Origin of the sequence: Gilliamella sp. CG13 (genome assembly GCF_046635805.1) — a bacterium.
In the GTDB taxonomy this organism is placed as follows: domain Bacteria; phylum Pseudomonadota; class Gammaproteobacteria; order Enterobacterales; family Orbaceae; genus Gilliamella; species Gilliamella apicola_I.
Genome location: NZ_JBIDFM010000006.1, coordinates 34,026 through 50,834 on the forward strand (window position 1 = coordinate 34,026; position 16,809 = coordinate 50,834).

General features: G+C 35.7%; 14 protein-coding genes. 8 read left to right on the plus strand and 6 right to left on the minus strand.

What is annotated here, in order from left to right; all coding sequences use genetic code 11:
• Nucleotides 1–52: 52 nt before the first annotated feature.
• Nucleotides 53–1,432, minus strand: coding sequence for a histidine-type phosphatase (locus ACGH6R_RS09045; protein ID WP_411599519.1), 1,380 nt, complete (start codon nucleotides 1,430–1,432; stop codon nucleotides 53–55).
• Between the two features lie 269 nt (nucleotides 1,433–1,701).
• Between ACGH6R_RS09045 and dauA the strand changes: the two genes are divergently transcribed.
• Together dauA and ACGH6R_RS09055 are read left to right on the plus strand one after the other, a co-directional pair.
• Nucleotides 1,702–3,375: a C4-dicarboxylic acid transporter DauA gene (dauA, locus tag ACGH6R_RS09050; RefSeq protein WP_220215986.1), complete on the plus strand. Its 1,674-nt coding sequence runs from the start codon at nucleotides 1,702–1,704 to the stop codon at nucleotides 3,373–3,375.
• A 187-nt stretch (nucleotides 3,376–3,562) separates the two neighbouring features.
• A complete protein-coding gene (locus ACGH6R_RS09055) occupies nucleotides 3,563–4,111 on the plus strand; it encodes an HdeD family acid-resistance protein (protein WP_411599521.1) in 549 nt (182 codons plus the stop codon).
• Nucleotides 4,112–4,219: 108 nt separating this feature from the next.
• Here the strand turns inward: ACGH6R_RS09055 and rsgA are convergent, their stop codons facing one another.
• On the minus strand, nucleotides 4,220–5,248 hold the full coding sequence (gene rsgA, locus ACGH6R_RS09060) for a small ribosomal subunit biogenesis GTPase RsgA (RefSeq protein ID WP_267360792.1): 1,029 nt from the start codon (nucleotides 5,246–5,248) through the stop codon (nucleotides 4,220–4,222).
• 79 nt (nucleotides 5,249–5,327) lie between these two features.
• Between rsgA and orn the strand changes: the two genes are divergently transcribed.
• The 5 genes from orn to ACGH6R_RS09085 all read left to right on the plus strand — a co-directional run bounded on the left by orn (nucleotide 5,328) and on the right by ACGH6R_RS09085 (nucleotide 11,288).
• Nucleotides 5,328–5,891: an oligoribonuclease gene (orn, locus tag ACGH6R_RS09065; RefSeq protein WP_411599523.1), complete on the plus strand. Its 564-nt coding sequence runs from the start codon at nucleotides 5,328–5,330 to the stop codon at nucleotides 5,889–5,891.
• A gap of 5 nt (nucleotides 5,892–5,896) precedes the next feature.
• The gene (gene waaA / locus ACGH6R_RS09070) at nucleotides 5,897–7,168 is read left to right on the plus strand and encodes a lipid IV(A) 3-deoxy-D-manno-octulosonic acid transferase (protein WP_411599525.1); all 1,272 of its coding nucleotides are present in this window, start codon (nucleotides 5,897–5,899) and stop codon (nucleotides 7,166–7,168) included.
• 9 nt (nucleotides 7,169–7,177) lie between these two features.
• Nucleotides 7,178–8,143 (plus strand): ferrochelatase, encoded by a 966-nt coding sequence (hemH, locus tag ACGH6R_RS09075; protein ID WP_411599526.1) that lies wholly within the window; start codon nucleotides 7,178–7,180, stop codon nucleotides 8,141–8,143.
• Between the two features lie 207 nt (nucleotides 8,144–8,350).
• Nucleotides 8,351–9,682, plus strand: coding sequence for a CoA-disulfide reductase (locus ACGH6R_RS09080; RefSeq protein WP_411599528.1), 1,332 nt, complete (start codon nucleotides 8,351–8,353; stop codon nucleotides 9,680–9,682).
• 184 nt (nucleotides 9,683–9,866) lie between these two features.
• Nucleotides 9,867–11,288, plus strand: a complete 1,422-nt coding sequence (locus ACGH6R_RS09085) for a cation:dicarboxylate symporter family transporter (protein WP_411599529.1) — start codon at nucleotides 9,867–9,869, stop codon at nucleotides 11,286–11,288.
• 79 nt (nucleotides 11,289–11,367) lie between these two features.
• Here ACGH6R_RS09085 and galU read toward each other — a convergent pair whose 3' ends face one another.
• The 4 genes from galU to ACGH6R_RS09105 form a co-directional block, all read right to left on the minus strand.
• Nucleotides 11,368–12,282, minus strand: coding sequence for a UTP--glucose-1-phosphate uridylyltransferase GalU (galU, locus tag ACGH6R_RS09090; protein WP_411597359.1), 915 nt, complete (start codon nucleotides 12,280–12,282; stop codon nucleotides 11,368–11,370).
• Nucleotides 12,283–13,036: 754 nt separating this feature from the next.
• Nucleotides 13,037–13,186, minus strand: coding sequence for an entericidin A/B family lipoprotein (locus tag ACGH6R_RS09095; RefSeq protein WP_081299206.1), 150 nt, complete (start codon nucleotides 13,184–13,186; stop codon nucleotides 13,037–13,039).
• Between the two features lie 29 nt (nucleotides 13,187–13,215).
• Nucleotides 13,216–14,409 (minus strand): aromatic amino acid transaminase, encoded by a 1,194-nt coding sequence (locus tag ACGH6R_RS09100; RefSeq protein WP_411599531.1) that lies wholly within the window; start codon nucleotides 14,407–14,409, stop codon nucleotides 13,216–13,218.
• Nucleotides 14,410–14,781: 372 nt separating this feature from the next.
• Nucleotides 14,782–15,165 carry a RidA family protein gene (locus ACGH6R_RS09105; protein WP_411590814.1) on the minus strand — a complete coding sequence of 128 codons (384 nt, stop codon included), beginning with the start codon at nucleotides 15,163–15,165 and terminating at the stop codon, nucleotides 14,782–14,784.
• A 184-nt stretch (nucleotides 15,166–15,349) separates the two neighbouring features.
• Here ACGH6R_RS09105 and ffh point away from each other — a divergent pair, with 184 nt between their 5' ends.
• Nucleotides 15,350–16,717 (plus strand): signal recognition particle protein, encoded by a 1,368-nt coding sequence (ffh, locus tag ACGH6R_RS09110; protein ID WP_411599532.1) that lies wholly within the window; start codon nucleotides 15,350–15,352, stop codon nucleotides 16,715–16,717.
• Nucleotides 16,718–16,809: the final 92 nt, after the last annotated feature.

Genomic DNA, 16,809 nt, shown 5'->3' on the forward strand with positions numbered 1-16,809 from the left:
CTACTTTACCTAATTCAGTAAAACAGTCATTTACCATATGCTCAATCTAGAATCATTTTAATTTTTTAAGCATATCGATATCGGATTGATTTTCATTTAAGCCTAATTGATTTAATTTATTGGTATAATACTGTTTAACATCCTGCCAACGATAATAAGGATATTGTTGGGTACTAATTGGCAGATGGACTTCTTGTTCATTTAATAAGATTTTAACTAGTATCGGATGATGTGGTTGTTCACTTTTATAAAAAATCCATTGTATATTGGCGCCCATAGGAATAATTTTTTCTGCATGCCAGACAGTCGGATAATCAAATAGCGTCTTGGCAACTTTTGCTGTACCCTCTATTTCCATTAGCGTTGCTAATGGTGAAAGCGTCTCTGCATGGGCAAAACGCAAATTAGCATCAACATTATTATTGGTAATTGCGTTATCGGCTGTCATTAGCATATTCCTTAATAAAGGTGCAGCAGTTTTAATTTGAATACCATTGGCATCAAATGCCGGACCAATTTGTAAATAATTTTTTGCAGTGACAACCGTATTAAACCACGCATTTGCTTCCTCTGAAAAATAATTATCAAAATTAAGTTGATGATTAACTAATACCTCTGTGGGTAATGCCTGTAACTCTTGATAGAGTTGATAAACGGCCAGACTAAAATCTTCGGTTTTAATCGAATAATATTCACCAATATCCATTCCTACATTTAATTTTTCAATAAAATTATGGGTAAAAAATTTTATGGCGACGGTTTGACTCAGTGCGACAGTTTTAGGTGAACATTTAATTGTTTTTAAGGCATTTTTAACCGCTTTACTCTGTTTATATTTATCATAAGCAGGCGAATAGTTAAAAAAGCGTAACAACGTTTGTCCATTTTCGGGCTGGGTGGTGACTTGAATATGAGGATATTTTGCTTTAAAGGGTTGGACAAAAATTTCAGCCGTCTCTTTAGCCCTAGGCGACGTAGATGAAATTACCGCAATGTTATGGCCTTTAAAGACCGTTGGATTATTTGCTAACATTCGCTGACTGATGAGACCTATATCTTGACGTCCTAAATCGGTTAACTCTCCATAGTGATTATTATTCAACTGTTTAATATACAAAACTTGCTTGAGTAACGATTTTCCTTCATCAGTGAGTTGATTATCTTTGTCGGCTAATAATAATGTCTGATAAACAATCTCTTCATATTTTGATTTACTAATATAGCGAGAACCATGACGACCAATATGATTAATATAAAATGCTTGATAGCCTTTTGGAGCAGGGGTAATGGTTTGCTTAGTGTCATAATGATAGGCCGTCTTTGAGCCTGCTAGTTGTGGTAATGCAAAACAAAATGAAGAGAAAGCAAGTAACATAATTGCACCTATTCCCCTAAAAGAATGAATAAACACGTTTTGATTAATTACTACCATACATTGCTCCTGCTAATCATACCATATTAAGAAAAGCGAATGGGTCTACGACATTATTTTTAAACGATACTGGTATCAAATCAATAGAAAAAAGCACCTTAGAAACAATTTACAAAATCATTCCTAATAAACTTATTTATGCCTCAATTGAAAAAGCCTAACGCAATTAAATGACAATATAAATTATTTTAATAACACTCTTTTAATTTTTGTAAAAAAGATTATCTTAGTAAGCATTTCAAAAAACTTCTATTAGTCGAATAAAAATAATGAAATTATATGGCATAACTGGCACCAAAATTTGTTGCGCTTTTATCGCAGCGTGCATAAAAGATCGTTACACATCTACCCGTTTTTTTAAGGATTTAATTGCTGGTATTACGGTTGGTATTATTGCTATACCATTAGCCATGGCTTTAGCAATAGCGAGTGGTGTTCCACCACAACATGGGCTTTACACCGCAATAATTGCAGGTTTTGTCATTGCATTAACCGGAGGTTCACGCTTCAGCGTATCGGGCCCAACAGCGGCATTTGTCGTGATTTTATATCCCGTTTCATTACAATTTGGTTTGTCTGGATTACTTGTTGCGACCTTATTATCCGGTGTCTTTCTAATAATCATGGGAGTAATTCGACTTGGTCGATTAATTGAATATATTCCTTTACCTGTTGTTTTAGGCTTTACCTCTGGCATTGCGATAACTATCGCCACCATGCAAATCAAAGATTTTTTTGGTTTAACACTTGAACACATGCCGGAAAGTTATATCAGCAAAGTAACCGCTTTAGTTAAAACCTTTCCAACTATTAATTTTGCCGATACTTTAGTAGGGATTGTAACACTGATAGTACTGATTGTATGGCCGAAACTTCGAATAAAAATATCCGGGCATTTACCGGCATTAATAACGGGTATTTTGGTCATGTTTATTTTGAATCAATTTGGCTATGAAATTGAAACTATCGGTTCTCGATTTACCTATATTTTACCTGATAATAGCATCGGTCATGGTATCCCGTCCGTTTTACCCGAATTTATCTTACCTTGGCAGCACGCTGATTTTAAATGGGATTGGTCAATGTTATCCGCTCTGCTTCCAATTTCGCTTACAATGGCAATGCTATGCGCGATTGAATCATTATTATGTGCCGTCGTATTAGATGAAATGACCCATACAAAACATCACTCAAATAGTGAACTTATCGGACAAGGATTAGGCAATATCATTGCGCCGTTTTTTGGAGGGATTTCAGCAACAGCCGCTATAGCCCGTTCCGCTGCTAATGTCAAAGCAGGCGCAACATCACCTATTGCTGCCGTGCTGCATTCGATTGTAGTATTGCTTGCACTCATTTGTTTTGCACCATTATTATCCTATATTCCTTTATCAGCAATGGCGGCCTTGTTATTAATTGTGGCATGGAATATGAGCGCTGTGCAACGAGTTATATATATAATTAAATGCGCACCTAAAGATGATATTTTAATCATGCTTATTTGCATGTCTTTAACCGTATTATTTGATATGGTTATTGCTATAACACTTGGCATAGTCTTAGCTTCAATCCTATTTATGCGTCGTATTGCACACATGACACGATTGGTTGAACTCAATCGAAGCAGTGAAAAAACATTAGTACTTCGCATTAATGGACCACTATTTTTTGCCGCCGCTGAACGTACCTTTTCTGAAATCTATCAGAAAATAAATGGCTATGAGCACATCGTATTACAGTGGGATGCGGTGCCTATTCTTGATGCGGGTGGGCTTAATGCATTACGCCATTTTGTTGATGAATTGCCAGAACAAGTAGATTTATCTATTTGTGAATTACAATTCCAACCATTGAAAACATTAGCCAGAGCCAAGTTTATACCGATTTCGAATAAATTAATGTTTTATTCAACATTAGACGAAGCACTGAAAGATAAAAATTAAAAGGACAATTAGTTTTATTATATTGATTAATTATTATACGCAAAGGAAATGGTACGCATTTTCTTTGCATATTTAGCATTACCTCCGTCATGCCTTCTTTTCGCTCGCTAAAAACGTCTGGCAAGTTTGAATTGAAAGGCTATGTTGATTACAACCGAAAGTTAACCATATAAAATAGGAATTTAATATGATATCTACTGAAAATAATACTCAAGATCTTAAACAAAAAACAGGCTGGTTTATTTTTATCGGTGTGATTTTAATTATTTTGGGATGCTTAGCATTAGGCTACCAGTTTATTGCAACTGTCTTTTCTGTTTACTTTATCGGTTCATTACTTTTAATTGCAGGTATTGCGCAAATAATACATGCTTTTAATATTAAAGGTTTTGGTCAAACATCCTTATGGGCAGTGATGGGGATTTTGTATATCTTTATTGGATTAATGGCGTATTTCCAACCTATTGCCGTTTCTTCTGCATTTACATTACTAATTTCACTCTTACTGGTTATCAGTGGGTTTACGCAAATATTTGCATCATTAAATAACCGAGAAATACCACGTTGGGGATGGATTTTAGCATCGGGGATTATTACGCTAATTTTAGGTTTAATGATTATTGCCGGCTGGCCATACGATAGCCTATGGGTATTGGGCATGTTTTTAGGAATTGACCTTATTTTCCAAGGTTGGGCGTATGTCGCTATCGGTTTTGCACTAAAAAAACGCCAATAGTTAAAATAGCTAATCTGATTGCTCATAATCATGTGTTTTGAGATTATGAGCAATGTTTTCTAACTCATTCAAGCTCACTATCATTTTCTGAACGTATTGAAAAGCAGGCTATTTATAGCTTTTATTTGTTTTAGCTTTCACATCCTTCATGGATTGTAAAATACGATGATAATTATCAAGTCTCGATGGTGCTATTTTTCCTTCTTGTACCGCTTTTTGTAACAAGCACCCTGGCGTATTTAAGTGATTGCAGTCACGGAATTGGCACCCGCCTAAATAATCACCGAACTCTATAAAGCCATGAATAACCTGTTCAGGTTCAAGATGCCATAATCCAAATTCACGAATCCCCGGCGAATCAATAATATCGCCACCATTGGGTAAATGATAAAGCCGTGTAGAGGTTGTGGTATGTTGACCAAGACCCGATAATTCAGAGATATCGCCCGTTAAAGCTGATTGTGCCTGTTCAGGCAATAACAGATTAATAATGCTTGATTTACCTACACCAGACTGACCAACCAAAATAGACACTTTTCCTTGTAATGCATCTTGTAAAGGGGCTAACCCTTGCTGATTTTGACAAGAGACAAACAATAACGGATAACCAATATCCCGATAAATTGATAACTGCTTTTCAATCTCCGTACGCTGTTCAGGGGTAAGTAAATCAATTTTATTTAACACAATTATGGGCTGAATATTGGTTGCTTCACAAGCCACTAAATAACGATCAATAATGTTCAAGGATAATTCCGGTAAAACTGCCGATATAATGACAATCTGATCGACATTGGCTGCGACAGGTTTTACACCGTCATAAAAATCCGGACGCACCAATTCTGAGTGTCGAGGATGTACCGCCTCAATAATACCATTAGTATTGGGTTCCAAACTCTCTCGCCATATTACTTTATCACCAGTAACCAACGACGGTAAGGTACGGCGAATACTGCAACGATAAATTAGTCCAGTATCATCTTCGACGTCAGCGGATTTACCATAACGACTCACAACGACACCTTCACGCGGCAACGAAAAACTCGACAAGTTATCATCTTGTCTTGTCTCTAATCGTTGCTGATGTTTAGCAGCTACACGCCTTTTTTGATTTTTTGATAATTGATTTTTTGCCACAGTTACGAATTTTTTACTAAACAGTTTGACAGATATGCTACACTACTCGGCATTAAAAAGAAAATTTCCACAGCAAATTATGATCAAACACTCTCAAATTAATAGTAGTAATCTAATTTGGATTGATCTTGAAATGACGGGACTTGATCCAAAAACTGATCGTATTATTGAAATTGCCACTATTGTAACTGATTCTGACCTTAATATTCTTGCAGAAGGTCCGGTTATTGCTGTTCATCAATCAGATGAACAATTAGCGCTCATGGATGAATGGAATCAAAACACTCATGGTAATTCGGGATTAATCGACCGTGTACGCAAAAGTACTATTTCAGAACAGCAAGCCGAACAACAAACCATCGCATTTTTACAACAATGGGTACCAGAAAACTGCTCACCAATATGTGGTAATACGATTGGTCAAGATCGACGTTTTTTATTTAACTATATGCCGAAGTTAGAAAAATATTTTCATTATCGTTATTTAGATGTCAGTACTATTAAAGAATTAGCAAAACGTTGGAAACCCGAAATTTTGAAAGGCATTACTAAACAAGGTACTCATCAAGCGCTTGACGATATTCGTGATTCCATTTCAGAACTTATCTATTATCGTCAGCATTTTTTTAATCTAGATCATTAACGTGCATGCAAATTATCTATACCCTTTTATTATATCTAATTCAGCCATTTGTTTGGCTAAAACTATTATGGCGCAGTCGTAAAGCGCCAGCCTACCGTCAGCGCTGGTTAGAACGATATGGTTTTTGCAAAAATAAAGTCAAACCAAATGGTATTTTAGTGCATGCCGTATCCGTAGGTGAAACAATAGCGGCGATTCCGCTAATTAAAGCATTGCAACAAAAATATCCACAGTTACCAATCACTGTTACCACCATGACGTCGACAGGTTCTGAGCGAGTAAAATCGTTATTAAAAGACAGTGTCAGTCATGTTTATCTACCCTATGATCTGCCCGGAGCCATAAAACGATTCTTAAAAACCACAAAGCCTAAAATTGTTATAATTATGGAAACTGAACTTTGGCCTAATTTAATTAGCCAATGTTATAAACAAAAAATTCCTTTAATTATTGCAAATGCCAGATTATCAGAACGATCTGCTGCTCGCTATGGCAAATTAGGCAAAGCAGTCAAACAATTATTTTCGAAAATCAGTATGGTGGCAGCTCAAAATCAGCAAGATGGTGAACGATTTGTTTCACTTGGTTTACCTGCTGATCATTTAGCAATAACAGGCAGCATAAAGTTTGATATTAACTTATCCAATGAGCAGCGCCAAAACATAAACCAGTTAAAACAACAATGGCAATTAAAAAGGCCTGTGTTAATTGCAGCAAGTACCCATAGTGGCGAAGATGAAATTATTTTAACTGCATTTAAAAAATTACTGCTTAAACATGCCAATTTATTGTTAATTCTGGTTCCACGTCATCCTGAACGTTTTAAAACGGTTGAAAAACTCATTAGTGATAATGGTTTTAATTATTTAAAGCGTAGTACAAATCAAATACCTACAGAACAAACTCAAATAGTTTTGGGCGATACAATGGGCGAACTAGTAGAGCTTTACGCAATGGCAGATATCGCTTTTGTTGGTGGTAGCCTAGTAAAACAGGGTGGACATAATCCTTTAGAGCCTGCACTGCACCATATTGCTATTATTACCGGTGAATATTTTTTTAATTTCCAAGTGATTTGTGAACAGTTGATTGAAGCGCAAGGAATGATTGTTTGCACAAACTCAGCGGATGATTTATATTCAACAATAGATCGCCTATTAAATGATAATAGTCGCCGAGTACAACTGGGCGAAAATGCCTATCTCGTTTTGAAGCAAAATCAAGGAGCACTCAGTAGACTTTTAGCAGTTATTAACCATTATCTTAATATCAAATGAGGCTAAGCTGTGGATAAAAAAAACGGTTTATTATTGGTTAATTTAGGTACACCTAGCGCGACAACGCCAGATGCTATAAAACAGTATTTAACAGAATTTTTGCTTGATCGACATGTTGTTGATCTGCCCAGCTTTATTTGGTATCCAATTTTAAAATATATTATTTTACCTAAACGTATCCCCTACATTCTCAAGCATTACCAAAAAATCTGGATAAAGGGTAGTTCACCTTTGTTACATTACAGTAAATTGTTACACGAAAAATTGCAGCAACACTTACCCAATATAAAATGTGAACTTGCCATGACGTATGGTGAGCCGAGTCTTCAAGCTGCCTTAAATAACTTAAAATCCTGTAAAAAAATTACGTTGTTACCCCTATTCCCGCAATATTCTACAACCACAACACTTGCCGTTCTGGATAAAATCAAACAATTAAATGATACCAATATTATAAGAAGTAATATTCACTATATTCGAGACTATGCTGATCACCCAAGTTACATTAATGCACTCTATTTACAGATAAAACAGGCTTTTTTAGAACAAGGGCAACCCGATGTTTTACTCCTTTCTTATCATGGTATGCCTGAGCGCTATATTATTAAACGCCATGATGATTATATCGAGCGATGTGAACTCACCACCTTATTATTAATTGAAAAGTGTTTAGCGAACGGCATCACGCTGCCAATACAAATGGCCTATCAATCAAAATTTGGAAAAGGAAAATGGGTTGAACCAAACACGAGTGACATACTTAGAAATTTAGCTTTAAATGGCGTGACTCGTGTTCATGTGATGTGCCCAGGATTTTCTGCGGATTGTATTGAAACTTGTTATGAAATAGATCAAGAAAATCGAGAAATATTCCTTAATTCAGGAGGAAAACACTTTCATTACATCCCTGCATTAAATGATTCACAACAACATATTAATACTATCATCGATCTCATACATCAGACGGAATCTTAAAAACCGATCCGACTTTTTTTTCGATTAATTTGATTTAAAATAAGATTAAAACTATATTTGCAAGTGAAATGTTAAATTTAACACATCATTGTACATTTATTACAATTAAAATGGACAATTATGAATACTTATCGATATGCTTTGTTACTTTACCTTGATCAATGAGCAGATAAGTGTTCAAAATAGGCGCACAAAGGAGAATAATAGATGAAAATAATCATTATTGGAGCTCAAGCAGCTGGGGCGAGTGCTGCAGCTAAAGCCAAAAGAATAAACCCTAATGCAACAATTCGTATCTATGAAAAATCGGATATTGTTTCATTCGGTGCGTGTGGCTTACCTTATTATATTGGCAATCATTTTACTGATGCTAATGAAATGATATCCCGAACACCTGAACAATTTCAAAAAGATGGTATTGAAATAAAAACACGACATGAAGTGATATCTGTTGATGTTAAACAAAAAAAATTACTTATTAAAGATTTAAGTAACGGTGAAAACATTGAAGATAGCTATGACAAATTGCTATTTGCTGTAGGTGCAAGTCCAATTATTCCAACACTGGCGAATGATCAGCTGGACAATATTTTTACGTTACGCAATCTTTATGATGGATTAGCAATCAAAGAAGCGCTGTCAAAACCGGAATGCAAAAATATTATTATTGTTGGAGCTGGTTATATTGGATTGGAAATAGCCGAATCACTGGTTGCATTAAAAAAGAAAGTAAAATTAATTCAATTAGACAATCGAGTATTAGTCGAAGCATTCGATGAGCAACTTACTGACATTATTCAGGAAAATATTGAGCAACATTGTGACTTACATTTACAAGAAAGTGTCCAAGGTTTTGTTGGTCAAGATAAAGTGACGCAGGTTATTACAAATAAAGGACAATATCCTGCTGATCTGGTCATTATCGCTACCGGTGTTAGACCAAATAGTCAAATCTACAAAAACATTGGCATTAATACCCTAAATAATGGTGCCATTATTACCGATGATTTAGGTAGAACAAATATCACTGATATTTATGCCGCTGGAGATTGTGCCACGCTGTTCCATAAAGTCAGCCAAACTAAAGTCTATATTCCATTAGCAACTGGCGCAAACAAATTAGGGAAAATTGTAGGTGAAAACATTGCAGGTGGCAATTGTCAATTTCCTGGTACGTTAGGCACATCAGCACTCCGAGTATTTGATATTGAAGCAGGACGAACAGGAATAACTGAAAATGAAGCCATCAAATTAGGTATCCCCTATAAAACGGTTTTAGTAAACGATAAAAACCACAGTAATTATGTCGAAGGTCAATCACCCGTTACGGCTAAACTTATTTATCATGCTGAAACACGCAAGATTTTGGGGGGACAATTAGTCGGCGGCAGTGGTTCCGCATTGAGAATAAATGTATTAGCAATAGCAATATGGTCACAAATGAAGATTGACGAACTTACAATGCTAGATTTTCTGTATGCACCACCTTTTTCACGGCCTTGGGATATTTTAAATATTGCAGGTTCTATTGCCAAATAGAGATGATGAAAAGAGTGTTTACTAATCACTCAAAAATAGTCAATAAAAAAATTAAATTTGTTAATCAACGGCTTTAGTCTCAACACAAACTCTTAAAGCACTTAACAAATTGATTAATAGATAAAATTAAAGCATTATTGATAATTATTTAATTATATACACCCTAAAAGGGCGAGGATCGATTATGTCAGATGCCATTTTTCACGGGATTTTTTTTGAAAAGTTCCTATCCATTACTCATTACCAAACATTAATTGGTCTTGGGTTATTACTCATCTGTTTTTTTGTCATAATGAAACCATTACAAGACAAAAAAGTTAATTTTTCAGTACGCATGTTAGTTGGCTTGATACTTGGAGCGGTTCTTGGTCTGGGAATCCAATGGTCGGCAGGTTTTCCAAAAAGTTCAACAGTTTGGATGCAAGAGATTGCAACATGGTATGGTCTTTTTGGGCGTGCCTTTATTGCCTTTATACGTATGCTAGTGATTCCACTGGTATTTGTCTCAATTGTTAAAGTTATTATTGATTTTTCGGGAAAAAAGAATTTACCCCAAATAGCATTCCGTGGCATTTTTTGGTTACTTTTCACCACGGCAATCGCTTGTATAGTCGGCATTGTTTTAGCTAACGTTTTTGAACTCGGTGAAATAAGCTCAACATCAGTACATCACGCTCAAGCTAAACATTATACCAATATTATTGATACCTTCGTTAATCTGATCCCTAGCAATATTATCGGAGCCATGGCAAAAGAAAATATTGTAGGATTAGTTATCTTTTCAGCATTAATGGGGCTTGCCGCCAATAGAATGGAAAAGAAAAACCCTCAACCGATTGCCTTTTTTAAAACATTTATTGAAGCGCTATATAAAATTGTTATGTCAATTGCAATGACTATTATTAAATATATGCCGTATGCTGTCATTGCGTTACTCGCCCGTACAATTATATCTAATGGTATTCCTGCAATTGTTGAAGTATCAAGTTTTGTTGCAGCGGTTTATATTGCAACTCTCGTTATGCTTGTTGTACATGTATTAATTGTTTTAATTCATGGTATTTCACCAGTAATGTTTATCAAAAAAGCATTAGGAACATGGCTATTAGCTTTCACTAGCCGCTCGTCAGTAGGCACCTTACCAATGACTATTTCAACATTAACCGTCAGAATGGGCGTCAACACCGGTACAGCAAACTTAGTTGGCTCACTTGGCAGCACCATGGGTATGAATGGTTGTGCTGGATTTTTTCCTGCATTATTAGCGGTAATGGTCGCCCATATGGTTGGGATAGATACCAATATTCAATTTTACATTATGCTTGTAATAGTCGTTGTCATTGGATCAATAGGAATTGCAGGCATTCCAGGAACAGCAACCGTTGCAGCAACAGTGGTTTTATCTGGGATGGGAATGGTCGAATACTTCCCGTTAATTGGTATGGTACTCGCTGTCGATCCAATTATTGATATGGCTCGAACTTTAGCTAACGTATCGGGTGCAATGACCGCAGCGGTTGCCACAGATCGTGAAGTAGGATTGATGAATATGAATGTCTTTAACGATCCGAATGTCACTCTGGATAATGACAACGCCGAAGCTTAAGTAACAACAATATATATTCAATGATAAAAAGGACGCGATTAAGCGTCCTTTTTTAGGTTAATAAAACCATTCAAACCAATTAAATTGATTTCAACCAATCAGAAACATCTTTACCTAATGTTTTGTGACGCATGGCATATTGAACAAACGTTTGTATATAACCAAGTTTATTGCCACAATCATGACTTTGTCCTTTAATACAGTACGCATCGACAGGCTCTTCTTCAAGTAACATTGCAATGCCATCTGTTAATTGAATTTCACCGCCAGCACCTAATGGCGTTTTAGCAAGTAATGGCCAAATTTTCTCAGATAATACATAACGCCCAACTACAGACTGATTTGATGGCGCATCCTCAACCGACGGTTTTTCAACCACACTATACATCTGTGCCACATTCCCTGCGGCAAGTTCTTCACCACGACAATCGACAATACCATATGAAGACACTAATTCCTTAGGCACAGGTTCAACCATAATTTGACTATGTTTAGTTTCGTGATAATTATGAATCATGGCAGCTAAATTGTCACAAGCCAGATCGCTTTCATATTCATCAATAATCACATCCGGTAATACTACTGCAAAAGGTTCATCGCCCACTAAAGGATAGGCACATAAAACAGCGTGACCAAGCCCTTTAGCTAAACCTTGACGTACACTTGTTATCGTTACATGTTTAGGAAGTATACTTTGTACTTCTTGCAACAATTGACGCTTCACCCGTGCTTCTAACATGGCTTCTAATTCAAAGCTGGTGTCGAAATGGTTTTCTATTGAATTTTTGGATGAATGCGTAACAAAAATGATTTCGGTAATACCGGCTGCAATACATTCATTAACCACATATTGAATAAGTGGTTTATCCACAACAGGTAACATTTCTTTAGGAATTGCTTTAGTTGCGGGTAACATGCGTGTTCCTAGACCAGCAACAGGGATAACCGCTTTTTTTACTTTACCCTTTAGGGAATTTTCAAAATTAAATGACATAATCATTCCTCAAAAAAATTAACGGCTAATACTATCATAATTTGCTTCCGTTGGACGACCATTTATAAATGGTATTTTTAACGCTCACAGACTTTAACATAAAAGGTATCAAAATAAGTGTATGAATAAATGCTCTCTACATCTTTTTTCGATCAAACTGGTCTAAAAAATTGAACCAATAGATTTTGGTATAGACCATGATCGCCTACGATAAAAATAGTATTGAAAATCTGTAAAAAAACGAATGCGTTAGCAAATTTATATTGTTTTAGAAAATAAGTAAGTTAAATAGATGTTTATAACAATTAACAGCGAACTCCCAATTAGTTCAAATAAAAACAACTTATCAATATATGGAATAAAATGATGTGAATTACTATAAACAAATTCTTCCCAAAAACAGCGAAAACATCATATTGAATCAATCATAAAGTTAATAACCAATAAAAAATAAGTTAAAAAATACCAATGTCGACTACAATGAATTAATCCTTTAATCCTTACAATTTTTTTGTATTAGTATTAGCTTGTCTCAATTTAATAAATTATCAAAAATCATTTTATGTAAATATTCATTTCAAAAAAATAAGATCTGACGCAATATGAATTAATATATATTATTAAATATCCAATAGTTACTTGATTAAAAGCACAGTTCGTCAACTTGATGAACTGTGCTTTTATGAGAAAAATAGATTTATTTTAGAAGTAAATGTGAATGATAAATTATGTATATTTCGACTCACTGCTCCATTTATAATCTATCGCTCACTTCATCAGCCGTATGGGTAATTGCTTTACCACCAGATTGAACATCTTTACCGACACCACTTACCGTATTACAACCCACGACAAACGTTGCCATAACTAACCCTAGCATTAACATTAACATTTTTCGGAACATATTAAATACTCCTCTAATTAATTACATGGTTATTTTAATGTAGCAAACGCTTCTGCTACTCGATGAATATTATGGTGATTTAAACCCGCCACACACATCCGTCCACTGCCCACCAAATAAACAGCAAAGTTATTTTTTAAATGTGTGACTTGTTCTTCAGAAAATCCAGTATAACTAAACATACCTCGCTGTTTGATCAGATAATCAAAATTGTTTTCGGGTACTAACTTATTTAGTAATTCAACAAGCTTTATTCGCATTGAGATAATACGTTCACGCATTGCAGTAACTTCATTAATCCATTGGGTTTTAAGTTCGACATTATTCAAAATATAACTAACAAGATGAGCACCATAGGCCGCAGGACTTGAATAATTTCGACGTACGGTTGCTTGAAGTTGACCAAGTACACGATTAGCGACTTCGCTGTTATCACATAAAACGGATAAACCACCCACTCTTTCACCATATAACGAAAATGTTTTTGAAAAAGAGTTACACACAAAACCACATATTCCTAACTCTGCCACTCGTCTAATTGCATATGCATCATCTTCGATACTCTTACCAAATCCTTGATAGGCAATATCCATAAAGGGAATAAGATCGCGTGTTTTTAATATATCAATAACCTGATCCCACTGTGCATGTGTTAAATCGGCACCGGTTGGATTATGACAACAAGGGTGTAGCAAAACAACGCTTTTAGCCGGTAATTGATATAAAGTTTCAAGCATTGCATCAAACTTAACGCCACAAGTTTGTGAATCAAAATACGGATATTTATTTACCTTAAATCCAGCACCATGAAAAATGTCTATATGATTTTCCCATGTTGGATCACTGACCCAAACTTCTGATTTCGGAAAATAGCGAAACAAAAAATCAGCACCTATTTTTAATGCCCCTGAACCACCTAAAGTTTGAATGGTTGCAATGCGTTTATCTTTAAGAGCGCTGTGTGCTTCACCAAATAGCAAACATTGAATAGCTCGACAATAATCAGGTAATCCACTCATCGGTAAATAAAGTGATGCAGTTTTATCGTTTTGATAGATAAAATCCCGTGCAGCTTTTACACATGCTAATTGAGGTACAACACTGTTTTCATCATAATAATAACCGATACTTAAATTTGTTTTATTCATTCGGTTATCCTGATTAAACTCAGCAACTAATGATAAAATAGGATCCCCTGCGTACGACTCAACTTTTTCAAACATATTTGCAACCTAATTACACGGCAACTAATGATAAATAATTGTAGATTATTGCATCAACTCAATCGGCAATCAATCATTAAATAGAAGTTTACACGTTCTGGGTATGATTAATCATTCACTTGAATGATTAATGTAAAAAAAGATAAATATGGCAAAGCTTAAACGATAAAATTTCTTTAGATATTGCTGATCATAAAAGATGTTTGTCCACCTAAACGAGTATACTGACTACCTTATAGGATTATCTAAAAAAAGCGGAAATGAAGGGCGAAAATTCATGCAATTAAAAAGTAGTCACCAAGTGACTACACCAATTCGATTTGGGCACTAGGTATAAGTCCAAAATTTTTCAGAGTAAAGGATGTATTGCGTTTATTTTACAGCAATGACTTCAATTTCAACCTTAGCATCTTTGGGTATTCTGGCGACTTGTACGCAAGAACGAGCAGGAAACGCAGCATGATGTTCTGTAAAAAAGGCTTCATAAATTGCATTAACGGCCGCAAAATCATTCATATCAGCTAAAAAAATGGTGGTTTTAACGATATCACTAACTTGATAACCCGCTGCCGTAATAATAGCTTTTACATTTGCTAAACTTTGTTTAGCTTGTTCTTTGACACAATCTGACATTTTACTGGTAACTGGATCTAACGGTATTTGTCCTGATGCAAATAACATATTGCCCAAATCAACGCCTTGTACATAAGGTCCTATTGCTGCGGGTGCGTTATCTGTATTAATGATTTTTTTCATATCAATATCTCCTGTAATCATCTGCCCTTGCTAAAAAAATAAAGGGGAATATTATGCTAAGTTAATTTTCAACATTTGAACAGGAACACTATTTAGTGTCAAGTAAGAACAAAATTATGATCATGGGACTTCTTAAGATTTTCTGTTATGATAATCACAATTTTTTTGTTTATTGAGAGTTAACATGTTTGAGAATTTAACCGACCGTTTATCGCAGACATTCCGTAATATCAGTGGTCGAGGACGACTGTCTGAAGATAATATTAAAGAAGCACTACGTGATGTACGTATGGCTTTACTTGAAGCCGACGTAGCACTTCCTGTTGTACGTGAATTTATTAATCAAGTAAAAGAAAAAGCCGTTGGTCTGGACGTTTCTAAAAGCTTAACACCAGGTCAAGAATTTATCAAAATAGTGCAGGCTGAACTTACATCGGCTATGGGTGAAGTTAATAGCACCCTCAATTTGGCAACACAGCCCCCCGCTGTTATTTTGATGGCTGGTTTGCAAGGGGCAGGTAAAACCACCAGCGTCGCTAAATTAGCTAAATTTTTAAAAGAAAAGCAAAAAAAGAAAGTGCTGGTTGTGTCTGCTGACGTCTATCGTCCGGCTGCAATTAAACAATTAGAAACGCTTGCAAAAGCTATTGATGTTGAGTTTTTCCCATCGGATATTCATGAAAAACCAGTGAATATTGTTAATAAAGCCATTTCTCACGCTAAACTTCAGTTCTTCGATGTGTTAATTGTCGATACAGCGGGACGCTTACATATTGATAGCAACATGATGGATGAAATCAAAGAACTGCATCAGGCTATCAACCCAATCGAAACGTTATTTGTTGTTGATGCAATGACAGGGCAAGATGCCGCCAATACCGCAAAAGCCTTCAATGATGCCTTGCCACTTACCGGTGTGATTTTAACCAAAGTTGATGGTGATGCCCGTGGTGGTGCGGCATTATCAATTCGTCATATTACGGGTAAACCGATTAAATTCTTAGGAATGGGAGAAAAAACAGATGCTTTAGAGCCATTCTTCCCAGATCGTATTGCTTCACGAATTTTAGGTATGGGAGATGTCATCTCCTTAATCGAAGAATTGCAACAAAATGTTGATCGTGAAAAAGCAGAAAAAATTGCCAAGAAGTTAAAAAAAGGCGACAAGTTCGATTTTAACGATTTCCAAGATCAACTTAAACAGATGCGAAATATGGGTGGAATGGGAGCTATGTTGGCAAAACTTCCCGGTGCGGGGCAACTACCTGAACACATTAAAGCGCAAATGGACGATAAAATTACCATTAAAATGGAGGCGATTATTAGTTCAATGACGTTAAAAGAAAGAGCCAATCCTGAAATCATCAAAGGATCTCGAAAACGTCGAATTGCTAATGGATCAGGTACTCAAGTACAAGACGTCAACAAACTACTTAAACAGTTTGAAGATATGCAAAAAATGATGAAAAAAATGAAAGGCGGCGGCATGATGAAAATGATGCGCCAAATGAAAGGACTTATGAGTGGCGGAATGGGCTTCCCCCACCGCTAATAAGCTGATATCAACTCGCTTGTTATGCTTTAAACAAAGTATAACAAGCGATATTTACACGAGCATTGCGTATTAATCTGCGTAATGCTGGT

Bases quoted from the DNA above. Each gene is read 5' to 3' on its own strand.
- ACGH6R_RS09105 (WP_411590814.1), bottom strand. From the start codon at position 15,165: ATGAAAAAAATCATTAATACAGATAACGCACCCGCAGCAATAGGACCT.
- ffh (WP_411599532.1), top strand. From the start codon at position 15,350: ATGTTTGAGAATTTAACCGACCGTTTATCGCAGACATTCCGTAATATC.
- ACGH6R_RS09045 (WP_411599519.1), bottom strand. From the start codon at position 1,432: ATGGTAGTAATTAATCAAAACGTGTTTATTCATTCTTTTAGGGGAATA.
- dauA (WP_220215986.1), top strand. From the start codon at position 1,702: ATGAAATTATATGGCATAACTGGCACCAAAATTTGTTGCGCTTTTATC.
- orn (WP_411599523.1), top strand. From the start codon at position 5,328: ATGATCAAACACTCTCAAATTAATAGTAGTAATCTAATTTGGATTGAT.
- ACGH6R_RS09080 (WP_411599528.1), top strand. From the start codon at position 8,351: ATGAAAATAATCATTATTGGAGCTCAAGCAGCTGGGGCGAGTGCTGCA.
- waaA (WP_411599525.1), top strand. From the start codon at position 5,897: ATGCAAATTATCTATACCCTTTTATTATATCTAATTCAGCCATTTGTT.
- ACGH6R_RS09055 (WP_411599521.1), top strand. From the start codon at position 3,563: ATGATATCTACTGAAAATAATACTCAAGATCTTAAACAAAAAACAGGC.
- ACGH6R_RS09095 (WP_081299206.1), bottom strand. From the start codon at position 13,186: ATGTTCCGAAAAATGTTAATGTTAATGCTAGGGTTAGTTATGGCAACG.
- ACGH6R_RS09085 (WP_411599529.1), top strand. From the start codon at position 9,867: ATGTCAGATGCCATTTTTCACGGGATTTTTTTTGAAAAGTTCCTATCC.
- galU (WP_411597359.1), bottom strand. From the start codon at position 12,282: ATGTCATTTAATTTTGAAAATTCCCTAAAGGGTAAAGTAAAAAAAGCG.
- ACGH6R_RS09100 (WP_411599531.1), bottom strand. From the start codon at position 14,409: ATGTTTGAAAAAGTTGAGTCGTACGCAGGGGATCCTATTTTATCATTA.